Annotated in this window: 22 protein-coding genes; 7 read left to right on the forward strand and 15 right to left on the reverse strand. The window is 64.0% G+C overall.

What is annotated here, in order from left to right; genetic code table 11:
• Positions 1–3: 3 nt before the first annotated feature.
• Positions 4–1,485, forward strand: coding sequence for an N-acyl-D-amino-acid deacylase family protein (locus AC27VE_RS04625; protein WP_488703170.1), 1,482 nt, complete (start codon positions 4–6; stop codon positions 1,483–1,485).
• 1 nt (position 1,486) lies between these two features.
• The gene (gene cuyB, locus AC27VE_RS04630) at positions 1,487–2,230 is read left to right on the forward strand and encodes a cysteate racemase (RefSeq protein WP_006222164.1); all 744 of its coding nucleotides are present in this window, start codon (positions 1,487–1,489) and stop codon (positions 2,228–2,230) included.
• Between the two features lie 119 nt (positions 2,231–2,349).
• On the opposite strand, the gene AC27VE_RS04635 is transcribed toward cuyB, so the two are convergent.
• The 7 genes from AC27VE_RS04635 to proC form a co-directional block, all read right to left on the reverse strand.
• Positions 2,350–3,051: an ABC transporter ATP-binding protein gene (locus AC27VE_RS04635; protein ID WP_006222165.1), complete on the reverse strand. Its 702-nt coding sequence runs from the start codon at positions 3,049–3,051 to the stop codon at positions 2,350–2,352.
• Entirely contained in the window at positions 3,051–3,818 is a 768-nt protein-coding gene (gene livG, locus AC27VE_RS04640) for a high-affinity branched-chain amino acid ABC transporter ATP-binding protein LivG (protein WP_427957038.1), read from the reverse strand. The genes AC27VE_RS04635 and livG overlap by 1 nt, the downstream gene beginning before the upstream one ends.
• A complete protein-coding gene (locus tag AC27VE_RS04645; protein WP_054421981.1) occupies positions 3,815–5,050 on the reverse strand; it encodes a high-affinity branched-chain amino acid ABC transporter permease LivM in 1,236 nt (411 codons plus the stop codon). The genes livG and AC27VE_RS04645 overlap by 4 nt, the downstream gene beginning before the upstream one ends.
• A complete protein-coding gene (gene livH / locus AC27VE_RS04650; protein WP_006222168.1) occupies positions 5,050–5,976 on the reverse strand; it encodes a high-affinity branched-chain amino acid ABC transporter permease LivH in 927 nt (308 codons plus the stop codon). Before livH ends, AC27VE_RS04645 begins: the two co-directional genes overlap by 1 nt.
• A gap of 191 nt (positions 5,977–6,167) precedes the next feature.
• Positions 6,168–7,283, reverse strand: coding sequence for a high-affinity branched-chain amino acid ABC transporter substrate-binding protein (locus AC27VE_RS04655; protein WP_006222169.1), 1,116 nt, complete (start codon positions 7,281–7,283; stop codon positions 6,168–6,170).
• A gap of 452 nt (positions 7,284–7,735) precedes the next feature.
• On the reverse strand, positions 7,736–8,290 hold the full coding sequence (locus tag AC27VE_RS04660) for a queuosine precursor transporter (protein WP_280026161.1): 555 nt from the start codon (positions 8,288–8,290) through the stop codon (positions 7,736–7,738).
• A complete protein-coding gene (gene proC / locus AC27VE_RS04665; RefSeq protein ID WP_488703171.1) occupies positions 8,287–9,120 on the reverse strand; it encodes a pyrroline-5-carboxylate reductase in 834 nt (277 codons plus the stop codon). Before proC ends, AC27VE_RS04660 begins: the two co-directional genes overlap by 4 nt.
• Before the next feature lie 194 nt (positions 9,121–9,314).
• Between proC and ugpB the strand changes: the two genes are divergently transcribed.
• The 4 genes from ugpB (at position 9,315) to AC27VE_RS04685 (ending at position 13,721) form a co-directional block, all read left to right on the forward strand.
• Positions 9,315–10,628: a sn-glycerol-3-phosphate ABC transporter substrate-binding protein UgpB gene (gene ugpB, locus AC27VE_RS04670; RefSeq protein WP_488703172.1), complete on the forward strand. Its 1,314-nt coding sequence runs from the start codon at positions 9,315–9,317 to the stop codon at positions 10,626–10,628.
• A 200-nt stretch (positions 10,629–10,828) separates the two neighbouring features.
• Positions 10,829–11,710 (forward strand): sn-glycerol-3-phosphate ABC transporter permease UgpA, encoded by an 882-nt coding sequence (gene ugpA / locus AC27VE_RS04675; protein WP_280026159.1) that lies wholly within the window; start codon positions 10,829–10,831, stop codon positions 11,708–11,710.
• A 21-nt stretch (positions 11,711–11,731) separates the two neighbouring features.
• Positions 11,732–12,583 (forward strand): sn-glycerol-3-phosphate ABC transporter permease UgpE, encoded by an 852-nt coding sequence (ugpE, locus tag AC27VE_RS04680; RefSeq protein WP_105558202.1) that lies wholly within the window; start codon positions 11,732–11,734, stop codon positions 12,581–12,583.
• Between the two features lie 49 nt (positions 12,584–12,632).
• Positions 12,633–13,721: a sn-glycerol-3-phosphate import ATP-binding protein UgpC gene (locus tag AC27VE_RS04685; protein WP_006222174.1), complete on the forward strand. Its 1,089-nt coding sequence runs from the start codon at positions 12,633–12,635 to the stop codon at positions 13,719–13,721.
• Between the two features lie 96 nt (positions 13,722–13,817).
• On the opposite strand, the gene AC27VE_RS04690 is transcribed toward AC27VE_RS04685, so the two are convergent.
• The 5 genes from AC27VE_RS04690 to AC27VE_RS04710 all read right to left on the reverse strand — a co-directional run bounded on the left by AC27VE_RS04690 (position 13,818) and on the right by AC27VE_RS04710 (position 19,377).
• Positions 13,818–14,720, reverse strand: a complete 903-nt coding sequence (locus AC27VE_RS04690) for a MipA/OmpV family protein (protein WP_488703173.1) — start codon at positions 14,718–14,720, stop codon at positions 13,818–13,820.
• A gap of 82 nt (positions 14,721–14,802) precedes the next feature.
• Positions 14,803–15,903: a serine hydrolase domain-containing protein gene (locus tag AC27VE_RS04695; protein ID WP_488703174.1), complete on the reverse strand. Its 1,101-nt coding sequence runs from the start codon at positions 15,901–15,903 to the stop codon at positions 14,803–14,805.
• 140 nt (positions 15,904–16,043) lie between these two features.
• Positions 16,044–17,351, reverse strand: coding sequence for an ATP-binding protein (locus tag AC27VE_RS04700; protein ID WP_488703175.1), 1,308 nt, complete (start codon positions 17,349–17,351; stop codon positions 16,044–16,046).
• On the reverse strand, positions 17,344–18,045 hold the full coding sequence (locus tag AC27VE_RS04705; protein WP_315132143.1) for a response regulator: 702 nt from the start codon (positions 18,043–18,045) through the stop codon (positions 17,344–17,346). Before AC27VE_RS04705 ends, AC27VE_RS04700 begins: the two co-directional genes overlap by 8 nt.
• Positions 18,046–18,249: 204 nt before the next feature.
• The gene (locus AC27VE_RS04710; protein WP_006222179.1) at positions 18,250–19,377 is read right to left on the reverse strand and encodes a branched-chain amino acid ABC transporter substrate-binding protein; all 1,128 of its coding nucleotides are present in this window, start codon (positions 19,375–19,377) and stop codon (positions 18,250–18,252) included.
• Positions 19,378–19,647: 270 nt separating this feature from the next.
• Between AC27VE_RS04710 and AC27VE_RS04715 the strand changes: the two genes are divergently transcribed.
• On the forward strand, positions 19,648–20,244 hold the full coding sequence (locus AC27VE_RS04715; RefSeq protein WP_488703176.1) for an RBBP9/YdeN family alpha/beta hydrolase: 597 nt from the start codon (positions 19,648–19,650) through the stop codon (positions 20,242–20,244).
• A 106-nt stretch (positions 20,245–20,350) separates the two neighbouring features.
• Here AC27VE_RS04715 and AC27VE_RS04720 read toward each other — a convergent pair whose 3' ends face one another.
• The 3 genes from AC27VE_RS04720 to recG form a co-directional block, all read right to left on the reverse strand.
• Positions 20,351–20,851 carry a Dps family protein gene (locus AC27VE_RS04720; RefSeq protein ID WP_006222203.1) on the reverse strand — a complete coding sequence of 167 codons (501 nt, stop codon included), beginning with the start codon at positions 20,849–20,851 and terminating at the stop codon, positions 20,351–20,353.
• A gap of 150 nt (positions 20,852–21,001) precedes the next feature.
• On the reverse strand, positions 21,002–21,952 hold the full coding sequence (locus tag AC27VE_RS04725; RefSeq protein ID WP_088587325.1) for a LysR substrate-binding domain-containing protein: 951 nt from the start codon (positions 21,950–21,952) through the stop codon (positions 21,002–21,004).
• A gap of 82 nt (positions 21,953–22,034) precedes the next feature.
• The gene (gene recG, locus AC27VE_RS04730; RefSeq protein WP_006222205.1) at positions 22,035–24,125 is read right to left on the reverse strand and encodes an ATP-dependent DNA helicase RecG; all 2,091 of its coding nucleotides are present in this window, start codon (positions 24,123–24,125) and stop codon (positions 22,035–22,037) included.
• Between the last annotated feature and the right edge of the window lie 8 nt (positions 24,126–24,133).

Here is a 24,133-nt window from a genome sequence, read left to right on the forward strand (position 1 = left end):
CCTATGACGGATCGCATCTTGCAGGCAGACTTCATCGTGGCGGGCGCCACGCTTATCGACGGCTCGGGCGGGCCCGCCCGTCAGGGCGACCTGGCCGTGCTGGGCGATCGCATCGTGGCCGTGGGCAGCTTCGCCCATCCCGAGGGCGTGCCCGTGATCGACGGCCGGGGCCAGGTCCTGGCCCCCGGCTTCATCGATTCGCACACCCACGATGACGGCTACCTGCTGGCGCATCCGGACATGCTGCCCAAGGTGTCGCAAGGCATTACCACGGTCGTCACCGGCAATTGCGGGATCAGCCTCGCGCCGCTTCAGCGCGACGCCATCCCGCAGCCGCTGGACCTGCTGGGTCCGCCCGAGCTGTTCCGCTTCGGCACCTTCCGCGCCTGGATGGATGCGTTGCGCGCCACGCCCGCCGCCGTGAACGTCATCCCGCTGGTGGGCCATACGACGCTGCGCGTCGCCGTCATGGACGACACATCACGCGCCGCCGACGAGGGCGAACGCGCCGCCATGCGCAATCTGATGCAGGAAGCGCTGGACGCCGGCGCGTTCGGCGTTTCCACCGGCACGTTCTACCCGCCGGCCAGCGCCGCGCCCACCGATGAAATCATCGATGTCTGCCGCCCGCTCAAGGACTTGCGGGAATCGGGCCGGCACGGCCTGTACGCCACCCACCTGCGCGACGAAGCCGACCACATCGTGCCGGCCATGGAAGAAGCGCTCCTGATCGGCCGCGAGCTGGACTGCCGCGTGGTGTTCTCGCACCACAAGCTGGCGGGCGAACGCAACCATGGCCGCACGCGCGAAACCCTGGACCTGATCAGCCGCGCGGCCGCCAGCCAGCCGGTCTGCCTGGACTGCCACCCCTACCCCGCCACCTCCACCATGCTGCGCCTGGACCGCGCGCGGCTGGCCAGTCGCACGATGATCACCTGGTCCAAGGGCTACCCCGAGGCCACAGGCCGCGACTTCAGTGAGGTCATGCAGGAACTTGGCCTGGACGATGAAGCCGCGGTCGCGCGGCTGGCCCCGGCCGGCGCGATCTACTTCCTGATGGACCCGGCAGACGTCAACCGGATCTTCGCGCACCCTTTGACCATGGTCGGGTCAGATGGCCTGCCCTTCGACCCGCATCCGCACCCCCGCCAATGGGGCACCTTCACCAATGTGCTGCGCACGATGGTGCGTGAACAGCAACTGCTGTCGCTGGAGGCCGCCATCCACAAGATGACGGGATTGGCGGCTGGACAATATGGCCTCGCCGAGCGCGGGTTACTGCGCGAGGGGTATCATGCCGACCTGGTGCTGTTCGATCCCGCCACGGTGACAGATGTGGCCACTTTTTCAGCTCCCATTCAGGCAAGCCAGGGCATCCACGCGGTGTGGGTCAACGGCAAACCGGTGTGGGACGGGGAACGGACCAGCGCTGAACGCCCGGGCCAGGTCCTGACGCCCGGCGACGCATTACCTCGGAGTTTATAAAGTGAAGACCTTTTCCCAGGGCTGCTACCTGGGTGTATTGGGCGGCATGGGCCCCATGGCCGGTGCGGCTTTCGCCCTTCGCCTGGCGGCGCTGACGCCCGCCGCGATCGACCAGCAACACATCCCCACGCTGCTGCGCAACGACCCCCGAATCCCCGACCGATCCAGCGCCTATATGGCGGGCGGCGAAAGCCCCCTTCCCCATATGGTCGACGGCGTGCGCTTCCTGGAGCAGGCCGGCGCGCAATTGATCGCCATCCCCTGCAACACGGCGCACCTCTGGTACGACGAGATCGCCGCGTCCACCGGCCTGCCCGTGCTGCACATCATCCAGGCCGTCATCGACGACCTGCGCCGGCTGGGCCTGCCGCGCGGCCGCATCGGCTTGATGGGCACCGCGGCCACCTTGAAGCTGGGGCTGTATCAGAAGCATCTTGAGGCCCAGGGCTACGAATGCATCGTGCCCGACGACGACGAAGTCGAGCGCTATTGCATGGGTTCGATCCGCGCCGTCAAAGGCAACCAGCTGGAAGCCGCCTTCGCGCCGGCCGCCGAGTGCATCGCTCGCCTGAAAGCGCGCGGCGCCGACGCCGTGGTACTGGGCTGCACCGAACTGCCGCTGGCCGTACCGCACGCGCTGCGCCCGAGCCTGGGCGTGACGCTGACGGATTCGATCGACGCGCTGGCCCGCGCCGCCATCGCGCACTATGAAGCCGACCAGGCCAAGCAACTGATCGCGGCGTGACGGGTTATGCGCGCTGACGGCCACGGCCATTTCCATGGCCGTCGCGCGCGCCACACAAAAAAAAAGCGCATCTTTCGATGCGCCCCAATTTCCCTTCGCGGGGAATAACGTTCTGAACGTCAGCCGCCCAGGTAGGCCTTGCGGACCTGATCGTTGACCAGCAGATTGGCGCCCGTGTCCTGCAGCACGACACGGCCGTTCTCCAGCACATAACCGCGATCGGCCACGCCCAGCGCCTTGTTCGCGTTCTGCTCCACCAGGAACACCGTCACGCCTTGTTCGCGGATCTCGCGGATGATGTCGAAGATCTGCGCGATCACCAGCGGGGCCAGGCCCAACGTGGGTTCGTCCAGCAACAGCAGGCGCGGACGCGTCATCAATGCGCGGCCGATGGCCAGCATCTGCTGTTCGCCGCCCGACATCAGGCCGGCACGCTGGCTGGAACGCTCTTTCAGGCGCGGGAACAAACCGTAGACGTGCTCGATGCCCGCCTCGATTTCCGACCGCTTCGAAAAGAAGCCGCCCATCATCAGGTTTTCGGCAACGGTCAGGTCCTTGAAGACCCGGCGACCTTCCGGCGAAATGGCGATGCCATTGCGCATGATGTGGTGCGTGTCCTTGTTGGTGATGTCCTCGCCTTCGAACGTGATCTTGCCTTCACGCGCCCGGGGGTTGCCGCAGACCGTCATCAGCAGCGTCGTCTTGCCGGCGCCGTTGGCCCCGATCAAGGTCACGATTTCGCCTTTGTTGACGTCCACGGACACGCCGTTCAACGCCTGGATGGCGCCGTAATAGGTGTGTATGTTTTCCAGCTTAAGCATCATTCCTCCCCCAGGTACGCTTTGATGACGCGCTCGTCGTTGCGCACCTGCTCGGGGGTGCCGGTAGTGATGGGCTTGCCGTGCTCCATGACGAGGATACGGTCGGAAATGCCCATGATCAGGCTCATGTCGTGCTCGATCAGCAGCACCGCGACGCCGAACTCGCGCCGCAGCTGGTCGATCAGCGATTGCAGATCGCGCTTTTCCTGAGGGTTCAGGCCAGCCGCCGGTTCGTCCAGCATCAAGAGGCGCGGCTTGGTGATCATGCAGCGCGCGATCTCCAGCCGGCGTTGATGGCCGTACGCCAGGTTGCCCGCTTCGCGGTTGGCGAATTCGCGCAAGCCCATGAAGTCCAGCCATTGCGCCGCGCGCGTCAGCGCGTCGGTTTCGGACTGGCGATAACCCTTGAGCTTCAACAGGCCCGGCAACAGCCGCGATTCCACCTGCGTGTGCTGGGCGACCAGCAGGTTTTCCAGCACGGTCAGTTGCTTGAACAGGCGCACGTTCTGGAACGTGCGCACCAGCCCGTGGCGCGCGACCTTATGGCTGGGCAGGCCGGTGATCGGCTTGCCGTCCATGATGATGTCACCCGCCGTCGGCGCATAAAAGCCGCCCACGCAGTTGAACACGGTGGTCTTGCCGGCCCCGTTGGGGCCGATGATGGCGAAAACCTCGTCGGATTTGACTTCGAACGCCACGCTGTCGACGGCCAGCAGGCCGCCGAACCGCATGGTCAGTCCGGATACTTTAAGCAATGCCTCGCTCATTTAGACAGCTCCACGTGGGGACGCTTCATGGGCAACAACCCCTGCGGACGCCACATCATCATCAACACCATCACCAGACCGAACATCAGCATCCGGTACTCGGCGAATTCGCGCGCCAGTTCAGGCAGAACCGTCAGCAGGATGGCCGCCAGGATCACGCCCACCTGCGAGCCCATGCCGCCCAGCACCACAATGGCCAGGATCAGCGCGGATTCGATGAAGGTGAAGGACTCCGGGTTCACCATGCCTTGGCGCGCCGCGAAGAACGCACCGCCGAAGCCGGCAAACGTGGCGCCCAGCGTGAACGCGGACAGCTTGATGCGCGTGGGGTTCAAGCCCAGCGAACGGCAAGCAATCTCGTCTTCGCGCAGCGCTTCCCATGCACGGCCGACCGGCATGCGGATCAGGCGCGTCGACACGAACAGCGTGACCAGCGCCAGCAACAGCGCCATCATGTACAGATAGATCACCATGTCCTGGTTCTGGAACGTCAGGCCGAAGAACTCATGGAACGTCGTGCCCCCTTCCGTGCTGGCGCGGCGCGTCATCTCCAGGCCGAAGACGGTGGGCTTCGGAATCCCCGAAATGCCGTCCGGACCACCGGTCAGCGTATTCAGGTTGATCAGCAGCAGGCGGATCATTTCACCGAACCCCAGCGTCACGATGGCCAGGTAGTCGCCCCGCAGGCGCAGCACTGGGAAACCCAGCACGAAGCCGAACAAGGCCGCCATCGCGCCCGAGAACGGCAGCGCTTCCCAGAAGCTCCAGCCGCCCCAGTGATACAGCAAGGCATAGGTGTAGGCGCCCACGGCATAGAAGCCGACAAAGCCCAGGTCCAGCAGGCCGGCAAACCCCACCACGATGTTCAGGCCCAGGCCCAGCATCACGTAGATCAGCACGAGCGTGGCGATGTCGACCGAGCTGCGTCCCGCGAAGAACGGCCAGACAACGGCAATCGCCAGCAGCAATAGCGCAAGCCCCTTGTGGCTCTTGGCGGGCGCCGACGGCAAGGTCGGAAGCGACGTCTTCAGCTTCTTGAACGGGATGGCGATCCAGGGGCGCAGCATCTGGAACACAAACACCACGGCCGCGGCAAGCGCCACCAGGCCCCAGTGGGATTCCATCGAGGTGCGAGCCCCCTGACGGATCAGTTGCAGGCCAAAGACCGGCGTAACGATGACCGCCGTCAGCACGGCCGCCATCGTGGCGTTTTTGATATTGTTTTTCGACATCAGACTTTTTCCACCTCAGGTTTGCCCAGCAGCCCGGTGGGACGGAACAGCAGAATCAGGACCAGCAGCGAGAACGCCACGATGTCCTTGTACTGTGACGAGATATAGGCGGCCGCGAACGTTTCGGCCAGGCCCAGCAGCACGCCGCCCAGCATGGCGCCGGGGATGCTGCCGATACCGCCCAGCACCGCTGCCGTGAAGGCCTTGATGCCGGCCAGGAAGCCGATGAAGGGATTCAGTTTGCCGATGGTGATGGCGATCAGCACGCCGCCCACCGCCGCCAGGATCGCGCCCATCACGAACGTGAAGGAAATCACGCGGTTGGTGTCGATGCCCAGCAGGTTGGCCATGTGCATATCCTGCGAGCAGGCGCGCGAGGCCCGGCCCATGCGGGAATACTTGATGAAGAGCGTCAGCCCGACCATCAGCACGACCGTCACAACGATGATCATGATGCGCGAATACGGCACCGTCACGTCAAAGTCCGATCCCATGTGGAACTGCACGGCGCCCGACACCAGCGAGGGCACGGCCATGTCGCGCGCGCCTTGGCCAAGAGCCACCCAGTTCTGCAGGAAGATCGACATGCCGATCGCCGAGATCAGCGCCACCAGGCGGGGGCTGCCTCGTACGGGCCGGTAGGCCACGCGTTCGACGGAAAAGCCGTAGATGCCGGTCACGGTGATCGCGACAAGCAACATGGCGGCGATGATGAATGGCACCGGCAAGCCGCTGTTGGTGCCGATGGACGTCAAGGTGACCAGGCCGACATAGGCGCCGATCATATAGATTTCGCCGTGGGCGAAGTTGATCATACCGATGATGCCGTAGACCATTGTGTAGCCGATGGCAATCAACGCATAGATCGCGCCCAGAGACAATCCATTGAAGAATTGCTGGGTAAGTTGGGGTATGAGGTCAGACATTATTTCTCTTGCTCCAAATGGTTCCGGCCCCGGTAGAGAGACCCGGAGCCGGAAACCTGGGCGTATTTTATAAGGGCCTGCCGTCAACTTATGCCGGCCGCACAGCGCTTTTGGCGCATCGCTACGCGGATTACGGCACAACGAGGACGACAGGCCCTACACGCCGGCACCGTGCCGGCGGGATCGCGAGTTTACAGCTGGGTCTTCTTTCCGTTCTTGTCCCATTTGTAAACGGCAAATTCGAAGTTCTTCAAATCGCCCTTGGCATCGTATTCGACCTTGCCGATGCCGGTGTTGAACGTGGTCTTGTGCATGTAATCCGCGACCTTGGCGGGATCTTCGCCCACGGCGTTGATGCTGTCGGCCAGGATCTGCACGGCGGCGTACGCCGGCATCTGGAAGGCGCCGTCCGGATCGCGCTTGGCGTCCTTGAAGGCCTTCACGATGCTTTCGTTGCCGGGCAGCTTGGTGAAGTCAGCCGGCAGCGTGACGAGCAGGCCGTCGATGGCCGGGCCGGCGATGGCAACCAGATCCTGGTTGGCCGTGCCTTCCGGACCCATGAACTGGACCTTCAGGCCCTGCTCACGCGCCTGGCGCAGCAACAGGCCGAGTTCGGGGTGGTAGCCGCCGAAATAGACCAGGTCCACGCCCGCGGACTTCAGCTTGGTGATGATGGCCGAGTAATCGCTGTCGCCGACGTTGATGCCTTCGAACATGGCGACGTTAACGCCTTCCTTGCCGAGCGAATCCTTGACCTGGGTGGCCACGCCCGAACCGTAGGTCTGCTTGTCGTGCAGCACGGCGACCTTCTGCGGCTTCAGCGTCTTGGCGATGTAGCTGGCGGCGTACGGGCCTTGCTGGTCATCGCGGCCGATGGTGCGGAAGAAGTAATGCGGCTTGATGGTGTCCGTCACCAGCGGCGACGTGGCGCCCGGGGTGATGCCGACAATGCCCTCTTCCTCATAGACCTTCACGGCGGCAACGGTCACGCCCGAGCACGCATGGGCCACGGCGAACTTGGCGCCGGAGTTGACCACGCGGTTGGCGGCCGGCACGGCCTGCTTGGGTTCGCAGCCGTCGTCGATCAGGATCGGTTCGAGCTTCTTGCCCTTCACGCCGCCCTTGGCGTTGATGGTCTCGATGGCGGTCAAGGCGCCGGCCTGGATCTGGTCGCCATATTGGGTGTTGGGACCGGTCATGGGCTGGGGAATGCCGATCTTGATCGTGTCGGCGGCGTGCGCGGCGCCAGCCAAGGCAAGTGCCCCAAGCGCCATGGCTACCGGGGTAAGGCGATTCAGAAACTTCATGCGGAGTTCTCCAGCGAGGTTTTGAGCGGCTCTGATCGAAACGGGTTATCGGGTGGGTACCCCGCAATCCGTATCGCGCGTCGCCGGCTTCTTGGGCAAAAACACGGTGTGGGCGGTATTCTGGAAGCAAGCCGCCATACTGTCACTGCGTGTAATCCCCAATATTTCCAGGCCAACCTTTAATCGTGACGGATCAGCGTGACAAGCCCATGAATTCACTGGATAAATCGCAAATTTGCCTTATTAATGCATTGGCAAACGACAATGAATTGTGCTTGGCGCGGTATATGAAAAATCATTAATACGCCGTTCGAAAACGCATTTAAATACAGTACTTACGCGGGCCTTACGAATAATGATTATCGCGTTAATAAAAAAGCGTGCATCCGGCGGGTATTGAACCGCCGCGATGCACGCTTTTCTTTGGGCGCCTTGCCTGCCGATGATTGCGATCAGGCGTTGGCGGGTTTGGCCAGGTTCCACATCAGCGCACGGAACGGCGCCAGCATGCTGATATTGACCACAAGCTTGATCGCCAGGTCGCCCATCATCCACGTCGTCCAGGGCGCGCCGGTGGCGGCGAACGCCACGCTGAAGAACACCGCCGTGTCCAGGATCGCGCCCAGCACGCCCGATACCAATGGCGCGCGCCACCAGCGCTGGTCGCGCAACCGGTCAAAGACCTGGATGTCGACCAGTTGGGCGCAGATGTAGGCCAAGCCCGAGGCCAACGCAATGCGCGGCGACGCCACCCAGAACGACACGACCAGCGCGGCGGCAAAGCCGAACCAGACCACGCGGCGCGCGGCGCCCGGGCCGAAGCGGCGGTTCAATACGTCAGTGACCAGGAAGGCCACCGGATACGACAACCCGCCCCAGGTCAGCCAGTCGTTCAGCGGCACCTGGACCAGGATGTTCGAGCCCACCACCACCAGCAGCATGCACAGCACGGCAATGCCGAACTGCAAGCGGCTCATGGGCGGAAAGCCCCGGCTTGCCACGCTCATTTCCCGAACTCCTCGGCCAGCTCGCGCGAGCGACGGGCCGCGGCGGCCATCGCGTCTTCCACAATGCCGCCGAAGCCCGCATCGCCGAACGCGGCCAGGGCTGCAGCCGTGGTGCCACCCTTGGAGGTGACGCGCTCGCGCAGCACTGCCAGGGGCTCGGTGGACTCGGCGGCCAGCTTGGTCGCGCCCGCCAACGTGCCCAGCGCCAACTGCTTGGCCTGCGCTTCGGTCAGCCCGACCTTCAGGCCGCCCGCCACAAGCGCTTCCAGGAACAGAAACACATACGCCGGACCACTGCCCGACAACGCCGTCACGCCATCCAGCGCGGCATCGTCCGCCACCCAGACCACTTGCCCGACGCTTGCCAGCAAGGTGGCGGCCAGTTCGCGGTCGGCTTCGCTCACGCCGTCCAGCGCGGCAAGACCCGTGATGCCCGCGCCCACCAGGGCCGGCGTGTTCGGCATGCAGCGCACCAGGCGCTTGAACGGCGCGTCAGGCGCACCCAGCCAGCCGGCCAGGGTGTCGGCCCGGATTCCGGCCGCAACGCTTACCACCAAGGTGTCGTCCTGCAACCACTGACGTGTGGAAGCCACAACATCTTTCATGTTCTGTGGCTTGACTGCGAACACCCATACGCGGCACCGCGCCAGGGACTCGCCGGGGGCCGTCGCGGTGGTCATGCCGCGGGCCTGCCAGGCAGCATGCCCATCCTGGTTTATGTCAATGACATGGATGTTCCCGGCGGGGCATACTTTGCCAGCCAGCCCGGATGCCAAAGCGGCCGCCATATTGCCGCCGCCAATGAACGCAATCGAAAGTTCGTTTTTCATAGCCAAGCATTGTAAACGGTCAGCTTCGTTGGGGAAAAAAAAGAAAATGTTCGTTCGCGCCTAAAACGCGCAATTTGACAGGCGTTTAGAGTGATGTGAAAGTCACGGTTTTGTCACAAACAATTCATAAGGTGTCGTGTTTTCTGTGCCCGGACAACCCGGTCGCAACACGCCCAACTGGAGGAAACCTCACCATGCGATCCCATCGTATTGCTTTAACCTTCGCCGCCATCATGACGGCTTTCGCAGGCGCCTCCGCGCATGCCGCCACCGAGATCCAGTTCTGGCACTCGATGGAAGGCGCCCTGGGCGACCGCGTGAACGGTCTGGTGGACGAATTCAACAAGAAGAACCCTGACTACCAGGTCAAGGCAATCTACAAGGGCAACTACGGTGAGTCCATGAACGCCGGCATCGCCGCGTTCCGCGCCGGCAACGCCCCGGACATCCTCCAGGTGTTCGAAGTCGGCACCGCCACCATGATGTACGCCAAGGGCGCCATCAAGCCGGTGCAGCAGATGTCCGAAGAAGCCGGCAACCCGATCGACCCGAAGGAATTCATCGGCGCGGTCGCGGGCTACTACTCGTCGGCCGACGGCAAGCTGGTGTCGATGCCCTTCAACAGCTCGACCGTGGTGTTCTACTACAACAAGGACGCCTTCAAGAAGGCTGGCCTGGACGCGGAAAATCCCCCCAAGACCTGGGAAGAGCTGGCAGCCGCCGGCCAGAAGCTGAAGGCAGCCGGCCAGGAATGCGGCTACACGACCTCCTGGCCGTCGTGGGTCCAGCTGGAAACGTTCTCGGCCTGGCATAACGTGCCGTACGCCACCAAGGACAACGGTTTCGGCGGCCTGGACGCTCGCATCGCCATCAACACTCCGCTGCACGTGCGCCATCTGGAAAACCTGGCCAAGCTGGGCAAGGAAGGCATCTTCATGTACGGCGGCCGCGGCGACGAGCCGAACTCGCTGTTCATCAGCGGCAAGTGCGCCATGATCACCGGTTCGTCCGGCCTGCGCGCCAACATCGCCAAGAACGCCAAGTTCGAATTCGGCACCTCGACCGTGCCCTACTACGCCGACGTGCAAGGCGCCCCGCAGAACACCATCATCGGCGGCGCTTCGCTGTGGGTCTTCGCCAACAAGAAGCCGGAAACCTACAAGGGCGTGACCGCGTTCTTCAAGTTCCTGGCCAGCCCGGAAATCGCCGCTCGCTGGCACCAGCAGACTGGCTATGTGCCGGTCACCAAGGCTGCCTACGAACTGACGAAGAAAGACGGTTTCTATGACAAGAACCCGGGCACCGAAGTCGGCGTGAAGCAGCTGAACGTGGAAACGACCGCGCAGTCGCGTGGCCTGCGCCTGGGCTTCCTGCCGCAGATCCGTGAAATCGAAGACGCTGAAATCGAACGCATCGTGTCCGGCAAGGTTGCAGCCAAGGACGGCGCCGAGAACATCGTCAAGCGCGGCAACGAGTTGCTGGAGAAGTTCGAGAAGAGTGTAAAGTAACGCCCTTTCCGGGCCGCCGCCCGGTGTTTGTCAACTAGCATTTTCCATGCAATGACAAGCACTTAGCGGCCAGACCGGATGCAAGCGCAAGGCTTAAAGCCCTGGTTTTTTTGGGGCTTTAAGCCTATCGTATTTTTATGAAAGCGGTTTCAAGCGGCGGTTAATCCAACCGCCGCTTTTCTGTACCTTGGGTTCCCCCTATGGAAAAACGCGTTGTATTCGGGCATAAGACCTTGCCCTATCTGCTGCTTCTGCCGCAGCTGATCATTACCGTGGTCTTCTTTTTCCTGCCTGCCGGACAAGCCATGTGGCAGTCCATGCGGCTCGAAGATGCCTTCGGTCTGTCGTCCGAGTTCGTCGGGCTCGACAACTTCATGGAACTGTTCTCGCAACAGGCCTACCTCGATTCCTTCCGCGTCACCGCCGTGTTCTCGGTGCTGGTGGCGGTGGTGGGTCTTGGCGTGTCCTTGCTGCTGGCCGTCATGGCCGACCGCGTGATTCGCGGCGCAGGACTCTACAAGACGCTGCTGATCTGGCCCTACGCCGTGGCGCCCGCTGTCGTCGGCGTGCTGTGGCTGTTCATGTTCTCCCCTTCCGTCGGCATCCTGGCGGTTGCGTTGCGCAAGTCCGGCGTGGACTGGAACCCCCGGCTGGACGGCAACCAGGCAATGATGCTGGTGCTGGTGGCTGCCGTGTGGAAGCAGATCTCGTACAACTTCCTGTTCTTCCTGGCAGGCCTGCAATCGATCCCGCGTTCGCTCATCGAAGCCGCCGCGATCGACGGCGCAAGCCCGACCCGCCGCTTCTGGAGCATCGTGTTCCCGCTGCTGTCGCCCACCACGTTCTTCCTGCTGGTGGTCAACATCATCTATGCCTTCTTCGACACCTTCGCGGTCGTGGATACCACCACGCAAGGCGGTCCCGGCACGTCGACCTCGATCCTGGTCTACAAGGTGTATAGCGACGGCTTCCGCGGCCTGGACCTGGGTTCGTCCGCAGCCCAGTCGGTTGTGCTGATGTTCATTGTGGTTGCCTTGACGGTCGTACAGTTCCGGTACGTCGACCGCAAAGTGCAGTATTGATTTTGTTCGAGGCTAATAACAATGGTTGAACGCCGTCCCTGGCTGGATATTCTGGCCCACGTCATTCTGCTCTGCGGGGTGGCGATGGTGGCATTTCCGCTTTACATCACTTTCGTCGCGTCTACCCAGACCGCTCAGGAAGTGGCGCAAGCGCCGATGTCGCTGATTCCCGGTCCGCACTTTGTCGATAACTACATGCAGGCGCTGTTCGGCGGCTCGTCCGGCGGTTCGTCGGGCGCGCCCGTGGGCCGCATGATGTATGTCAGCCTGATCATGGCCCTGTCGATTTCCATCGGCAAGATCGCGATCTCGCTGCTGTCGGCTTTCGCGGTCGTGTACTTCCGCTTTCCCGGCCGCATGTTCTTTTTCTGGATGATCTTCGTCACTCTGATGCTGCCCGTCGAAGTCCGGATCGCGCCCACCTACAAGGTGGTGGCTGACCTGGGCCTGCTCAACAGCTATGCCGGCCTGACGCTTCCGCTGATTGCATCGGCCACGGCCACCTTCCTGTTCCGCCAGTTCTTCCTGACGGTGCCGGACGAGCTGATCGAAGCCGCGCGCATCGACGGCGCGGGCCCGGTGCGTTTCTTCTTCGACGTGCTGCTGCCGCTGTCCAAGACCAGCATCGCCGCCCTGTTCGTGATCCAGTTCATCTATGGCTGGAACCAATACCTGTGGCCGCTGCTCATCACCACCCAGGAAGATATGTACCCCGTCGTCATCGGCATCAAGCGGATGATCAGCGGCGGCGACAGCGTCACCGAATGGAACATCACCATGGCCACCGCCATGCTGGCCATGATTCCGCCGGCGCTCGTCGTCATCCTGATGCAGAAATGGTTCGTCAAGGGTCTGGTCGACACTGAAAAGTGACGCTTGCCCATCCGCACCCACCCGAACACGACTCCGAACACGAATAAACATGGCTACTCTCAGCTTCCGTAACGTCAAGAAAACCTACGCCGGCAACGTGCCGGTCATCCATGGCATCGACATGGATGTCAAAGACGGTGAATTCATCGTCATCGTCGGCCCGTCGGGCTGCGGCAAATCCACGCTGATGCGCATGGTCGCCGGCCTGGAATCCGTCACCAGCGGCGACATCGTGATCGACGACAAGGTCGTCAACACGCTGGAACCCGCCGAACGCGATATCGCGATGGTGTTCCAGAACTACGCGCTCTACCCGCACATGACCGTGTTCGAGAACATGGCCTACGGCTTGAAGATCCGCAAGTTCTCCAAGGAAGAGATCAAGAAGCGGGTCGACGTCGCCGCGCAGATCCTGGAACTGAGCCACCTGCTGGACCGCCGCCCCCGCGCGCTGTCCGGCGGCCAGCGCCAACGGGTCGCCATGGGCCGCGCCATCGTGCGCGAACCCAAGGTCTTCCTGTTCGACGAGCCGCTGTCCAACCTGGACGCCAAGCTGCGCGTGGCGATGCGTCTGGAAATCATGAAGCTGCATCGCCGCCTGGGCACCACCAGCCTGTACGTGACGCACGATCAAGTCGAAGCCATGACCCTGGCCCACCGCATGATCGTCATGTACCAAGGCGTGCCCGAGCAGATCGGCACCCCGATGGAAGTGTTCGAAAAGCCCGCGTCGACGTTTGTCGCCGGCTTTATCGGCTCGCCCCCGATGAACCTGATGGAAGTGCAAGTGTCCGGCGACGGCACGGTGCAGACCACCGACGGCATGGCGCTGGAGATCTCGCCGCTGCAGGTGCCGGCGCAGGTTCGTGGCCGCAAGGTCATCATGGGCATGCGTCCGGAACACATGCTGCTGAACACGCAAGGCGTGCCCGCTGAAGTCGAAATGGTGGAAACGCTGGGTTCGGAACAACTGGTCCACTGCCGCTGTGGCAAGACCACGCTGGTCGTGCGCTGCACCACCCGCCAGTTGTCCGAGTCGTCCGCCAAGGTGACGGACCGCGTCAACGTGGGCCCGGATGGCCGCCATCCGCTGCACTGGTTCGAAGCCGACACCGGCCGCCGCGTCCAGGGCCTGTAAGCCTTTCTGCACATCCGGGAAGGAACCGGCGGCCAAGCGCTTGCCCGGTTCCTTTCCCAAACTCGCCGCCTGCCGGCGGCGAGTCCCCTTCCCGCCTCAATACGTGTACGTCACCATCGTTCCGATGGTGTACTGGTTCCTGTCTTTTACGATCGGGCTGTCTGCCGCGTCGCCAAACAGCCGCCGCGCCTCGGCCGCGACCGTCCAGGACCAGGACTGGCTGACAGGCAGCGTCCAGGTAGCGCCCAAGCCCATGCTCTCCAGGCCGCCTTTGGGGTTGTAGCGGCGATAGCCCGATTTCCCCGATTGCCGGTCGCTGACGCCGTACCAGGTGCGCATGTAGTTGCCGTCGCCCAACGTGCCGCTCAGCGCCAGGGACACCGAGCCTGCCGAACCTTCATACACCGTCGTGCTGGCGCCCAGGTTGAACATCGTATAGGCGCTGCCCACGTCGCGGTCATCGCCCTTCTTGAATGCGTGCGCCACGGTCGCCGACAGCACGACCGGCCCCAGCGCTGTTTCGGCATCCATGCCGATCTGCGCGCGGCTTTTGATGTCACCCATGCCGCGCAGCTTATCCGAGCCCTGGAAGCCCTTCTTATGGTCCTTGCGCGAGGCGCTGGGCGATACATAGAAGCGGAACGTACTGTCCAGCGCCTGCGTCTCCCAACCCAGGCCGTGATCGGTGCCCAGGAAAAACCCGTTGGGGCTGCGCACGCCCAAGCCTACGATCGGCACGACCGAACTCTCGTCGCTGCCGCTATACCGCGGCGCATAGCCCACGCCGGCCGTGCCGTAGAAGGTCCATTGGCCTTCCGGGCGCTCGTCCCCCGTCGCCACCGTCAGGCCCCGAGAGCTCGCGCCCCGCTGCCCATAGACTGAACTGGCGTCCGTGACCGACAGATCGGCGGCGACGGCGGACAGGCCTGGAACAGCAGCCAGCAATGCTGCCGCGGCGGCGCGGCGCGGGACGAACGACAAAGGGGGAAATCGCTTCATAAATGCATCCGGGAAACGAGGTTGATGAACGGTGCAGGCTCAGCGCGCCTGCGGGGCGCGAAATATTTGCTGTCGGCCTGCGTTAGTCGAGGCCAGCGCCTTGCTTGGCCTGCCGCATCAGATGCATGGCCAGCGTGGATACAGACGCCACCAGGGGCTCGCCCGTATCGGCATTGCTCATGACCAGCACGGCAAGCTTGTCTTGCGGGGCCAACAGGTATCTGGCGTGAAAGGCTTCGGTAGCGCCGCTGTGCTCGTGCAGCGGCGCACTGCCCACGATGTCCTCGCCGCAGGGCGCGGCCAGCCAGGACAGCGCCAAGCGGCAACTCAGGTCCAGACTGGCGCCGGATACCGTTTCCAGGTTCAGGACGGCGGTGGCGGATTCATCCTTCAGCACACGCGCGCCCCGGTACACGCCGCCGGCGAACAACATGCTGGAAAACCGCGCCATTTCGGAGGTGCTCATCCACAGGCCGTCAGCCGCCTCGTTGGGCTGCGGGCCTTCGGTCCAGGGAGCGCCACCGCGATAACCCGCCGCGCGCAACTCAAGCATGCGGGCGTCTGCCCGATACCCCGCGCGCGGCATGTTCAGCGGCTGCAAGATCGTGCGCCGTACATAGTCGTCCAGCGGTTCGCGAGCCACGTGCGCCAGCATGTCGCCCAGCAAGGCATAGGCCATGTCGGCGCGGGCGCGGCCCATCGTGTCTTCCAGCGTGGACGGATGCAGGGTCAGCAGGTTGCGCGCGGTGTAGGGATCCGCCCCCATCCACTGCAGGGCGTTGCGGCGCGGCTCGACATGCCAGTCGGGCAGGGACTGGCCGGCCGGCGCATCCAGCGGCAGACTGCCGTCGTCGGCGGCGCGCAAGACGCCTGCCGCCGTGACGATCTTGCTGATGGCGCCTACGCGGTACAGGGTGTCGCTGGTCGCCGTGCGATGCCGGACGGGATCCGCGTAGCCGAAACCCGTGCTCCAGACCACGCGCTGGTCGTCCACGATCGCGATCGACAGGCCAGGCACCTTGTGCTTGCCCATGTCGTAAGGAATGCGTGCTTCCAGATATCCCAGAACCGCTGCGTAGTCGCCTTTTGCGACGGTAGGCGGTGCCGCCGGCGGCAGATGCTGGCAGCCGCCGGCGGCGACCAGCAACGACCCGATGGCGACGAGGCGGCTAAGGGAAAACATGGTTGGCGGCAAACCCTCTTCAAGAAGAATGCCGTCATGCTATCCACGCGCCCGAGTCGGATCTTTCCCGCTTTGTATGGAGTTTGTGAAGATTCGGAGCGCGTTTTGTGAAGTTTCTTTACGCCTGCGCGCAGCGGGCGTCAGTCCGCCTTCCAACTGACCACGAAACGCGCGCCGCCCAAGGGGCTGTCGGTGGCCAGCGCCGTGCCGTTATGCCACCGCGCGACCCGGCTCACGATGGCCAGCCCCAAACCCGTGCCGCCCGTGCCGCGGTCGCGGCTTTCGTCCAGGCGGATGAAGGGCTCGAAGATGCGTTCGCGGTCGGCGGGCGGCACGCCCGGCCCGTCGTCATCCACCGTCAGCACGTACTCCTGCGGGGCCGGGCTGGTCAGACCGACCTGCACCCGGCCGCCCGCGTGGCGGATGGCGTTCTGCAGCAGGTTCAACAGCGCGCGCGTCATGTAGCGCTGATGCAGCCGCACTTCGGCCACGTCGCACTGCGACACGGCGCAATGCACGCCCGAGACGCCGGCCTCGTAAGCCGCGTGCTGGACGACGGAATCCAGCCACCCGCGCGCGTCCTGCGCCCGCAGCGCAACGTCGTCGCTCTTGTGTTCCAGGCGGGCGTACATCAGCAGCTCGGACGCCATGCTGTCCAGTTCCGCCACGTCGCTCTTCATTTCCTCGACCAACCGCTTGCGCGCTTCGGGGTCGGCTTCGCGATCGATCATGTCCAGTTCGAAAGACAGGCGGGCGATCGGGGTGCGCAGTTCGTGCGACACGGCGTTGGTGAGGTCGCGCTGATTGCTGATCAGCGCCCCAATGCGGTCGGACATCTGGTTGAATGTCTCGCCCAGGTTGCGGATGCTGGAATGGCGCGACAGCCGCGCCCGCGCCTGCAAATCGCCCTGCCCCATCCGCTGGGCCGCCGTCTTCAACGCTTCCAGGTCACGCCAGATGGGCAGCGCCCACACCAGCATGAAGGCGCACAGCAGCAGCCCCAGCGCGGAATAGATGCCGGCGATCACCCACGGGCCGATCGGCGGCTCCGGAGGCAGCTTGACCTCAATCCACTGGCCCCCCGGCCCCGGAATGGCGGTCACGAACGTCATCAGCTTGTCGCGCAGAAAAAAACCGCCTTCCGCGATAGTCTTGCGTTCTTCTTCCGTCAGTTGATAGGTGGAGGCCTCGTAATCCGCGGGATCCAGCACCTTCAGCCCCAGGCCGTAATGCGGGGCCAGCGCATCGCGCACATAACTGGCACGCGCCTCCGGTGCGATCCGCCCGACTTCCTGGGTCAGGCTGTGGAGTTGCCCCCGAACGGCTTCCCGCGCATACGCTGCATTGACCGGCTCGAAGAAGTAATTCGCGGTTCGGTCCACCACTTCGTTGGAGATAACGAAGCCGATCGCCATCACCACGAAGAGCCGCAGGACGAACTTAAGCATCACCACCCTCGTGTGCCTTGGGCGAGAACAGATAGCCCTTGCCCCACACGGTCTTGATGCGCGCCGGATCGCGCGGGTCATCGTCCAGCTTGCGGCGCAGCTTGCTCACGCAGACGTCCACGCTGCGATCCAGCCCATTGAATTCAATGCCTCGCACGGCATTGAGCAAGTCGTCGCGGGTCAACACCTGGCCGGCCTGGCTGGCCAGCGCCCAGAGCATCTCGAATTCCATCGTCGTCAGATCGACTTCGACGCCGGCATGCACGACGGCGCGCGTGCGCCGGTCAATGGTCAGCGGCCCGAACTCCAGATGCTCCGGCGGCTCGTCCAGCTGGTTGTGGCGGCGCATCAGCGCGCGGATCCGGGCCAGCAGCACGCGGGGCTCCACGGGTTTGATGACGTAATCGTCGGCGCCGGACTCCAGCCCCAGAATCTGGTCCAGATCGTCCTCGCGCGCGGTCAGCATCAGGATGGGCGCGGACGAGAACGCGCGCAGATCGCGGCACACCTGCAGGCCATCCCGGCCCGGCAGCATCAGGTCCAGGATAGTGATCGCCGGATCGTGGCGGCGGAACGCTTCCACGGCGTGGTCGCCGCGGTAGGCCTGGGCGACGTTGAACCCGTGTTGCTCCAGGAACTGCGCGATCAGGCGCGACAGCTTGGGATCGTCTTCAACTAGTAGGGCCTTGGTCATAATGTGCGGACAAGAATAGGTCTAGGGGCCGCGGCGCTTTCGCGGGCGGTGGTCCGGCCGTTCGACACCGCAGTGGCGGTCCGGTTCCCGGCAGGTGGCGCTCAAATGCAAAAACCGGGCCGGAAGTCTGTGGCTTCCGGCCCGGTGGTCATGCGGACGCTTGCGGGTCCGCATCCGATGCCGCGGGCCTAGGCCCGCTGTTCATCACTTGTAGACGGTCTTGGAACCATCCTTGTGCCAGGTGAACACGTCGAACGAGAAGTTCGTCAGGTCACCCTGCTTGTTCCACGACACCTTGCCGATCGGCGTGTCGAAGGAATTGGCGTGCAGGTACTTGGCGACCTTGGTCGGGTCGTCCGAACCCGCGCCCTTGATGCCGTCCGCGATGACCTGGGTGGCCGTGTAGGCCGTCATCTGGAACGCGCCGCCGGCATTGCGCTTCTTGGCTTCGAAAGCCTTGACGATATCGGCGTTGGCGGCGTTCTGGGTGAAGTCGGCCGGCAGGGTCAGCAACATGCCTTCGACGGCGTCGCCGGCGATGGCGTTGATGTCCGGGTTGCCCGCGCCTTCCGGACCCATCCACTTGGCCTTCACGCCTTGCTCGGCCGCCTGGCGCAACAGCAAGCCCATTTCAGGGTGGTAGCCGCCGTAGTAGACGAAATCGACGCCTTGGCTCTTCAGCTTGGTGATCACGGCCGAGTAGTCGCTGTCGCCGGCATTGATGCCCTCGAACACCGCGACCGGCACGCCGCCCTTTTCCAGGTCGTTCTTGACGGCCGTGGCGATGCCCTGGCCATACGACTGCTTGTCGTGCAGCACGGCAGCCTTCTTCGGCTTGATCTTCTCGAGCACGAACTTGGCGGCGGCCGGGCCTTGCTGGTCGTCGCGGCCGATCGTGCGGAAGATGAACTCGTAATTCTTGCCGTCCGTCAGCGCCGGGGCCGTGGCCGACGGCGTCACCATGACGACGCCTTCATTGTTATAGATGTCCGCAGCGGCGATGGTGGCGCCCGAGCACACGTGGCCCACGACGAATCCGATCTTGCTGTTGACGACGCGGTTGGCGGCCACCGGACCCTGCTTGGGTTCGCAGCCGTCGTCGATGACCACGGTTTCGAGCTTCTTGCCGTTCACGCCGCCAGCGGCGTTGATGCGTTCGACAGCCGTGTCGACGCCTTCACGGACCATGTCGCCATACTGGGTGACGGCGCCGGTGGTGGGGCCGACAACGCCAATCTTGATGGTTTGCGCTTGCGCTCCCGCCGCAAACGTCAGGCCAGCGGCGACTCCCAGCGCCGCAATGACCGGGGTCAGACGAAATACTGGCTTCATGAGTGGACTCCTCTAATCGCTTGTAATCGTTGGTTTTTGAACCGGGCGGACGCTTCAAACCGATGTGGTCACGCCCCGTTACTGTGCATGTGCACGGCAAGCATACACTGAAAAAACCCCGCTTTTCGAGCTGATCCGGCCCGACTTCCGACGCCCCTTGGGCATCTGGGTGCCGCATCGCCGGTGGGCGCCGCCTTATACCCGGCACCATCTATGTAAAGGACGATTTATTCGTTTGAGTTACTAGGGCGTCGCGGCATCATGGCCGCCATGAGACTCCAACCGATCATCGTCCCCGGATGGAAAAACTCCGGACCGGACCACTGGCAATCACGCTGGGCGACCCTGCTGCCCCACGCCGTGCGCATCCAGCAGCGCGACTGGGAGAACCCGGCCGCGCCTGAATGGATTTCCACGCTGGCCACCGAAGTCGACCAGGCCCGCAGCCCGGTGCTGCTGATCGCCCACAGCCTGGGCTGCCTGATCAGCGCCGCCCTGCCCGTCCCGCTACGCGCCAAGGTCGCGGGGGCACTGCTTGTCGCGCCCGCCGACGTGGAACGCCCCGATGCGCCCGATTGCCTGCGAGGATTTGCGCCGATTCCGCGCCAACCCTTGCCGTTCCAAAGCGTGGTCATCGCCAGCGACAACGACCCCTACTGCCGCCTTGAGCGTGCGCGAGCCTTCGCGCAGGACTGGGGCAGCCGGGTCATCGTGCTGCCCGGCGCCGGGCACATCAACGCCGAAAGCGGCTTGGCCGACTGGCCACAGGGGCTGAAGATATTCGGCGCTTTGCGCCGTCGCGCCTCGTGGCGCATTCCCACCCCCGCCAAGCGGATTCCGCCTGTTCCGGTCTGCGGTGTGTCCTGACAGGTAAGCGCGCCCCTTTCATCCCTTAGATCAAATGCAGCAGGGAGAATCGGGAAGCGTAGCGCCTGGTGCCATGGACGCGCCGGAATTCGCCGGCGGCACGCACTTACTGCAGCAAGCTGCGCAGCATCCAGGCGTTCTTCTCATGCACGTCCAGGCGCTGCGTCAGCAAGTCGGCCGTGGGCTGGTCGTTGGCCGCGTCGGCCTTTTCGAAGGCGGCGCGGGCGGTCTTGGCGACGGATTCGTTGGCGCTGACCAGAAGTCGGACCATTTCCAGCGCTTCCGGCACCGATTCGGGCTCGGCAATGGACGACAGCTTGGAGTATTCGCGGTAGGTGCCCGGCGCGTAATGGCCCAGCGCGCGGATGCGTTCGGCGATGCTGTCCAGCGCGTTCCACTCTTCCGTGTACTGCGTCATGAACATCAGGTGCAGCGTATTGAACATCGGCCCCGTGACGTTCCAGTGGAAGTTGTGCGTCATCAGGTACAGCGTGTACGAGTCGGCCAGCAGCTTGGACAATTCACCGGCGACGGCGGCGCGGTCCTTGTCCGAAATGCCGATGTTGATGCGCGGAACGCTCGGGGTCTTCTTGGTGGACTTGGCCATTGCTAGCTCCTATGGGATAAGTACGAATTAAGGATACCACTGCAAACACTACGGATTGACTCAAGACAAGCACGAAGCAAGGGGTTGCGCGACGCCGGTTTGACGCGGCTCAAAAGACCTTTCCGTCGCGTCGCGCCAGCCCTTGCGATATCAGTCCTGAATCGCGGCCGCCTCGTCGGTCAGCATCTTCACGCCAGGCAGCTCGCATTCATAGACGGCCTGCGCCAAGGCTTCGATCGCGGCCAGGCGGGGGAAGCTGCGGCGCCAGGCCAGCACCACGCGGCGCTCGGGCACATGGCCGTCGAATGGCAGGTAGCGCAGCAGGCTGTTGCTGGGCGGATGTTCGGGCACGGCCGTGATCGGCAGTACGGTGACGCCGATGCCGGCTGCGACCATATGGCGGATGGTTTCCAGCGATGAGCCTTCGAAGGTGCGCTGGATGCCATCGCTGGCGGCCGAGAACCGGGAAAGTTCGGGGCAGACTTCCAGTACCTGATCGCGGAAACAGTGTCCGCTGCCCAAGAGCAGCATGGTCTGCTGCTTCAGGTCCTGGGCATCGATGGATTTGCGCTGGGCCAGTTCGTGGTCGTTGGGCACTGCGACGATGAAGGGCTCGTCATAGAGGGGCTGCATGACAAGGCCGGCTTCGGGCAGCGGCAACGCCATGATGGCGCAATCGATCTCGCCCTGGCGCAGCAGCTCCACCAGGCGCACGGTGAAGTTTTCCTGCAGCAGCAGCGGCATCTGCGGCGTGCGGCCGATCTGCACCGGCACCAGCTTGGGCAGCAGATACGGGCCGATGGTGTGGATAACACCCACGCGCAAGGGGCCGGCCAGCGGGTCGTGCCCCTGCCGTGCGATTTCCTTGATGCTGGCGCTTTCTTCAAGCACTTTCTGCGCCTGCGCGACGATGCGCTGGCCGATCGGCGTCACGCCCACCTCGGCGCCGCCGCGTTCGAACAGCGTCACGCCCAGTTCGTCTTCCAGCTTGCGTATCGCGACGGACAGCGTCGGCTGGCTGACGAAACAGGCCTCGGCCGCCCGGCCGAAATGCCGTTCGCGCGCGACGGCGACGATGTACTTGAGTTCGGTGAGAGTCATGGTGGACTACGCCCCCGGGGGTTGCGCGCGGGCCTTGCGGCCGGCGCTTGAAAGATTCAGGTTAGGAATGGGCCGCATGGCGTCACGTCCGCAGGAAGTCTTCGCGGCCGCGCATCCAGCGCGCCAGGTGCGCTTCGACGGCATCGGGATGCTCGGCGCGCAGCCATACCGCGGCATCGCGCGCGTCTTCGGCGATGGCGGCATCGGTTTCCAGGTCGGCAAAGCGCAGCAGCGCCATGCCCGACTGGCGCGTGCCCAGGAATTCGCCCGGGCCGCGTTGTTCCAGGTCGCGACGGGCAATTTCAAAGCCGTCCGACGTCTCGAACATGGCGCGCAGGCGTTCGCGCGCGATCTGGGACAGGGGCGTTTGATAGAGCAGTACGCAAACGGATTCGGCAGTGCCCCGCCCCACTCGCCCGCGCAGCTGATGCAGCTGAGCCAGGCCGAAGCGTTCGGCGTGTTCGATGACCATCAACGATGCGTTGGGCACGTCGACGCCGACTTCGATGACGGTGGTGGCCACCAGCAGATCTACCTCGCCCTCGCGGAATGCCTGCATGACGGCGGCTTTTTCGGCTTGCGGCAAGCGGCCATGAACCATGCCGATTCGCAAGTCGGGCAGATCAACCCGCATGGCTTCGTAGGTGTCCACCGCCGTCTGCAACTCCAGCGCTTCGCTTTCTTCGACCAGCGGACAGACCCAATAAACCTGCTGACCACCCCGTGCGGCCTGGGCCACGTGGGCGATGACTTCTTCGCGCCGTGCGTCCGACACCAGTTTGGTCAGCACCGGCGTGCGGCCCGGCGGCAGTTCGTCGATGACGGACACGTCCAGGTCGGCGAAGAACGTCATGGCAAGCGTGCGCGGGATGGGCGTGGCGCTCATGTTCAGCTGATGCGGCACGATGCTGCCACGGACGGTTTCGCCCTTTTTGGTCAGCGCCAGGCGTTGGCCGACGCCGAAACGGTGTTGCTCGTCAACGATCGATAGGCCCAGGCGATGGAATTCAACGTGATCCTGGATCAGCGCCTGCGTACCGACGACCAGTTGCACGCTGCCGTCGGCGGCGGCCGCGGCGGCCTCGCGGCGGGCTTTGGCGGTGAGGCTGCCGCTTAACCAGGCGACGTTCACGCCAAGCGGCTGCAACCAAGACACCAGCTTCTGGAAGTGCTGTTCCGCCAGGATTTCAGTGGGCGCCATCAACGCCACCTGCGCGCCGCTGGCGATCGCTTGCGCTGCCGCGATGGCGGCGACGACGGTCTTGCCGCTGCCCACATCCCCTTGCAGCAGGCGGTGCATGGGATAGGGCTTGGCCAGATCTGCCGAGATTTCCTGCACCACGCGTTCCTGCGCGGCGGTCAGTTTGAATGGCAGCTTGGCGTAGAGCTTGGCCACCAGGCCACCCGGCTCGTTACGCGCCGGCAGCGATTCGGCTTCTTTCACACGGCGCGCCGCACGGGCGGCCGCCAGCGACAACTGCTGGGCCAGCAACTCATCGAATTTGATCCGCCGCCAGGCCGGATGCACGCGGTCCAGCAGCGCCTGCTCGGACTCGCCTTGGGCGGGCGTGTGCAATGCGCGAATGGCGGGTTCAAAGGGCGGCAGGTCATAGCGCTGACGCGCTTCGTCCGGCAAGGTATCGGACAGGTCGGCGCGGTCCAGCGCTTGCGCGATGGCGCGACGCAGGGTCAGCTGGGGCAGCCCCTCTGTCGTTGGATAGACAGGGGTCAGCGCCGTGGGCAATGGGGCATCCGCATTGGTCATGCGGGGGTGCACCATCTGGCGGCCAAACATGTTGGTACGGACTTCGCCGCGGGCGCGCAAGCGCTTGCCCACGGTGATCTGCTTCTGCTGGCTGGGATAGAAATTCAGCCAACGCAATTGGAGTTCGCCGGTTTCATCCACCAGGGTGGCGGTGAGTTGGCGCCGAGGCCGGTACAGCACCTCGGATTTGGTGATCTCGCCTTCGACCTGGCCGGAAAAGCCGGGGCGCAACGAACTGATCGGGATGACGCGGGTTTCGTCCTCGTAGCGCAACGGCAGGTGCAGCACGAAGTCCTCGGGCAGCACCAAACCCAGGTTACGGAGCTTGCGCTCTGTATCCGTCAACGGTTTCCCGGCGCCTTTGTTATCGGCGCCGGGTCGCTTGGAAGCCACGGCCGCGGCCGGCATGAAGGAAC

Source organism: Achromobacter sp. 18P8.1.1, from assembly GCF_057799415.1.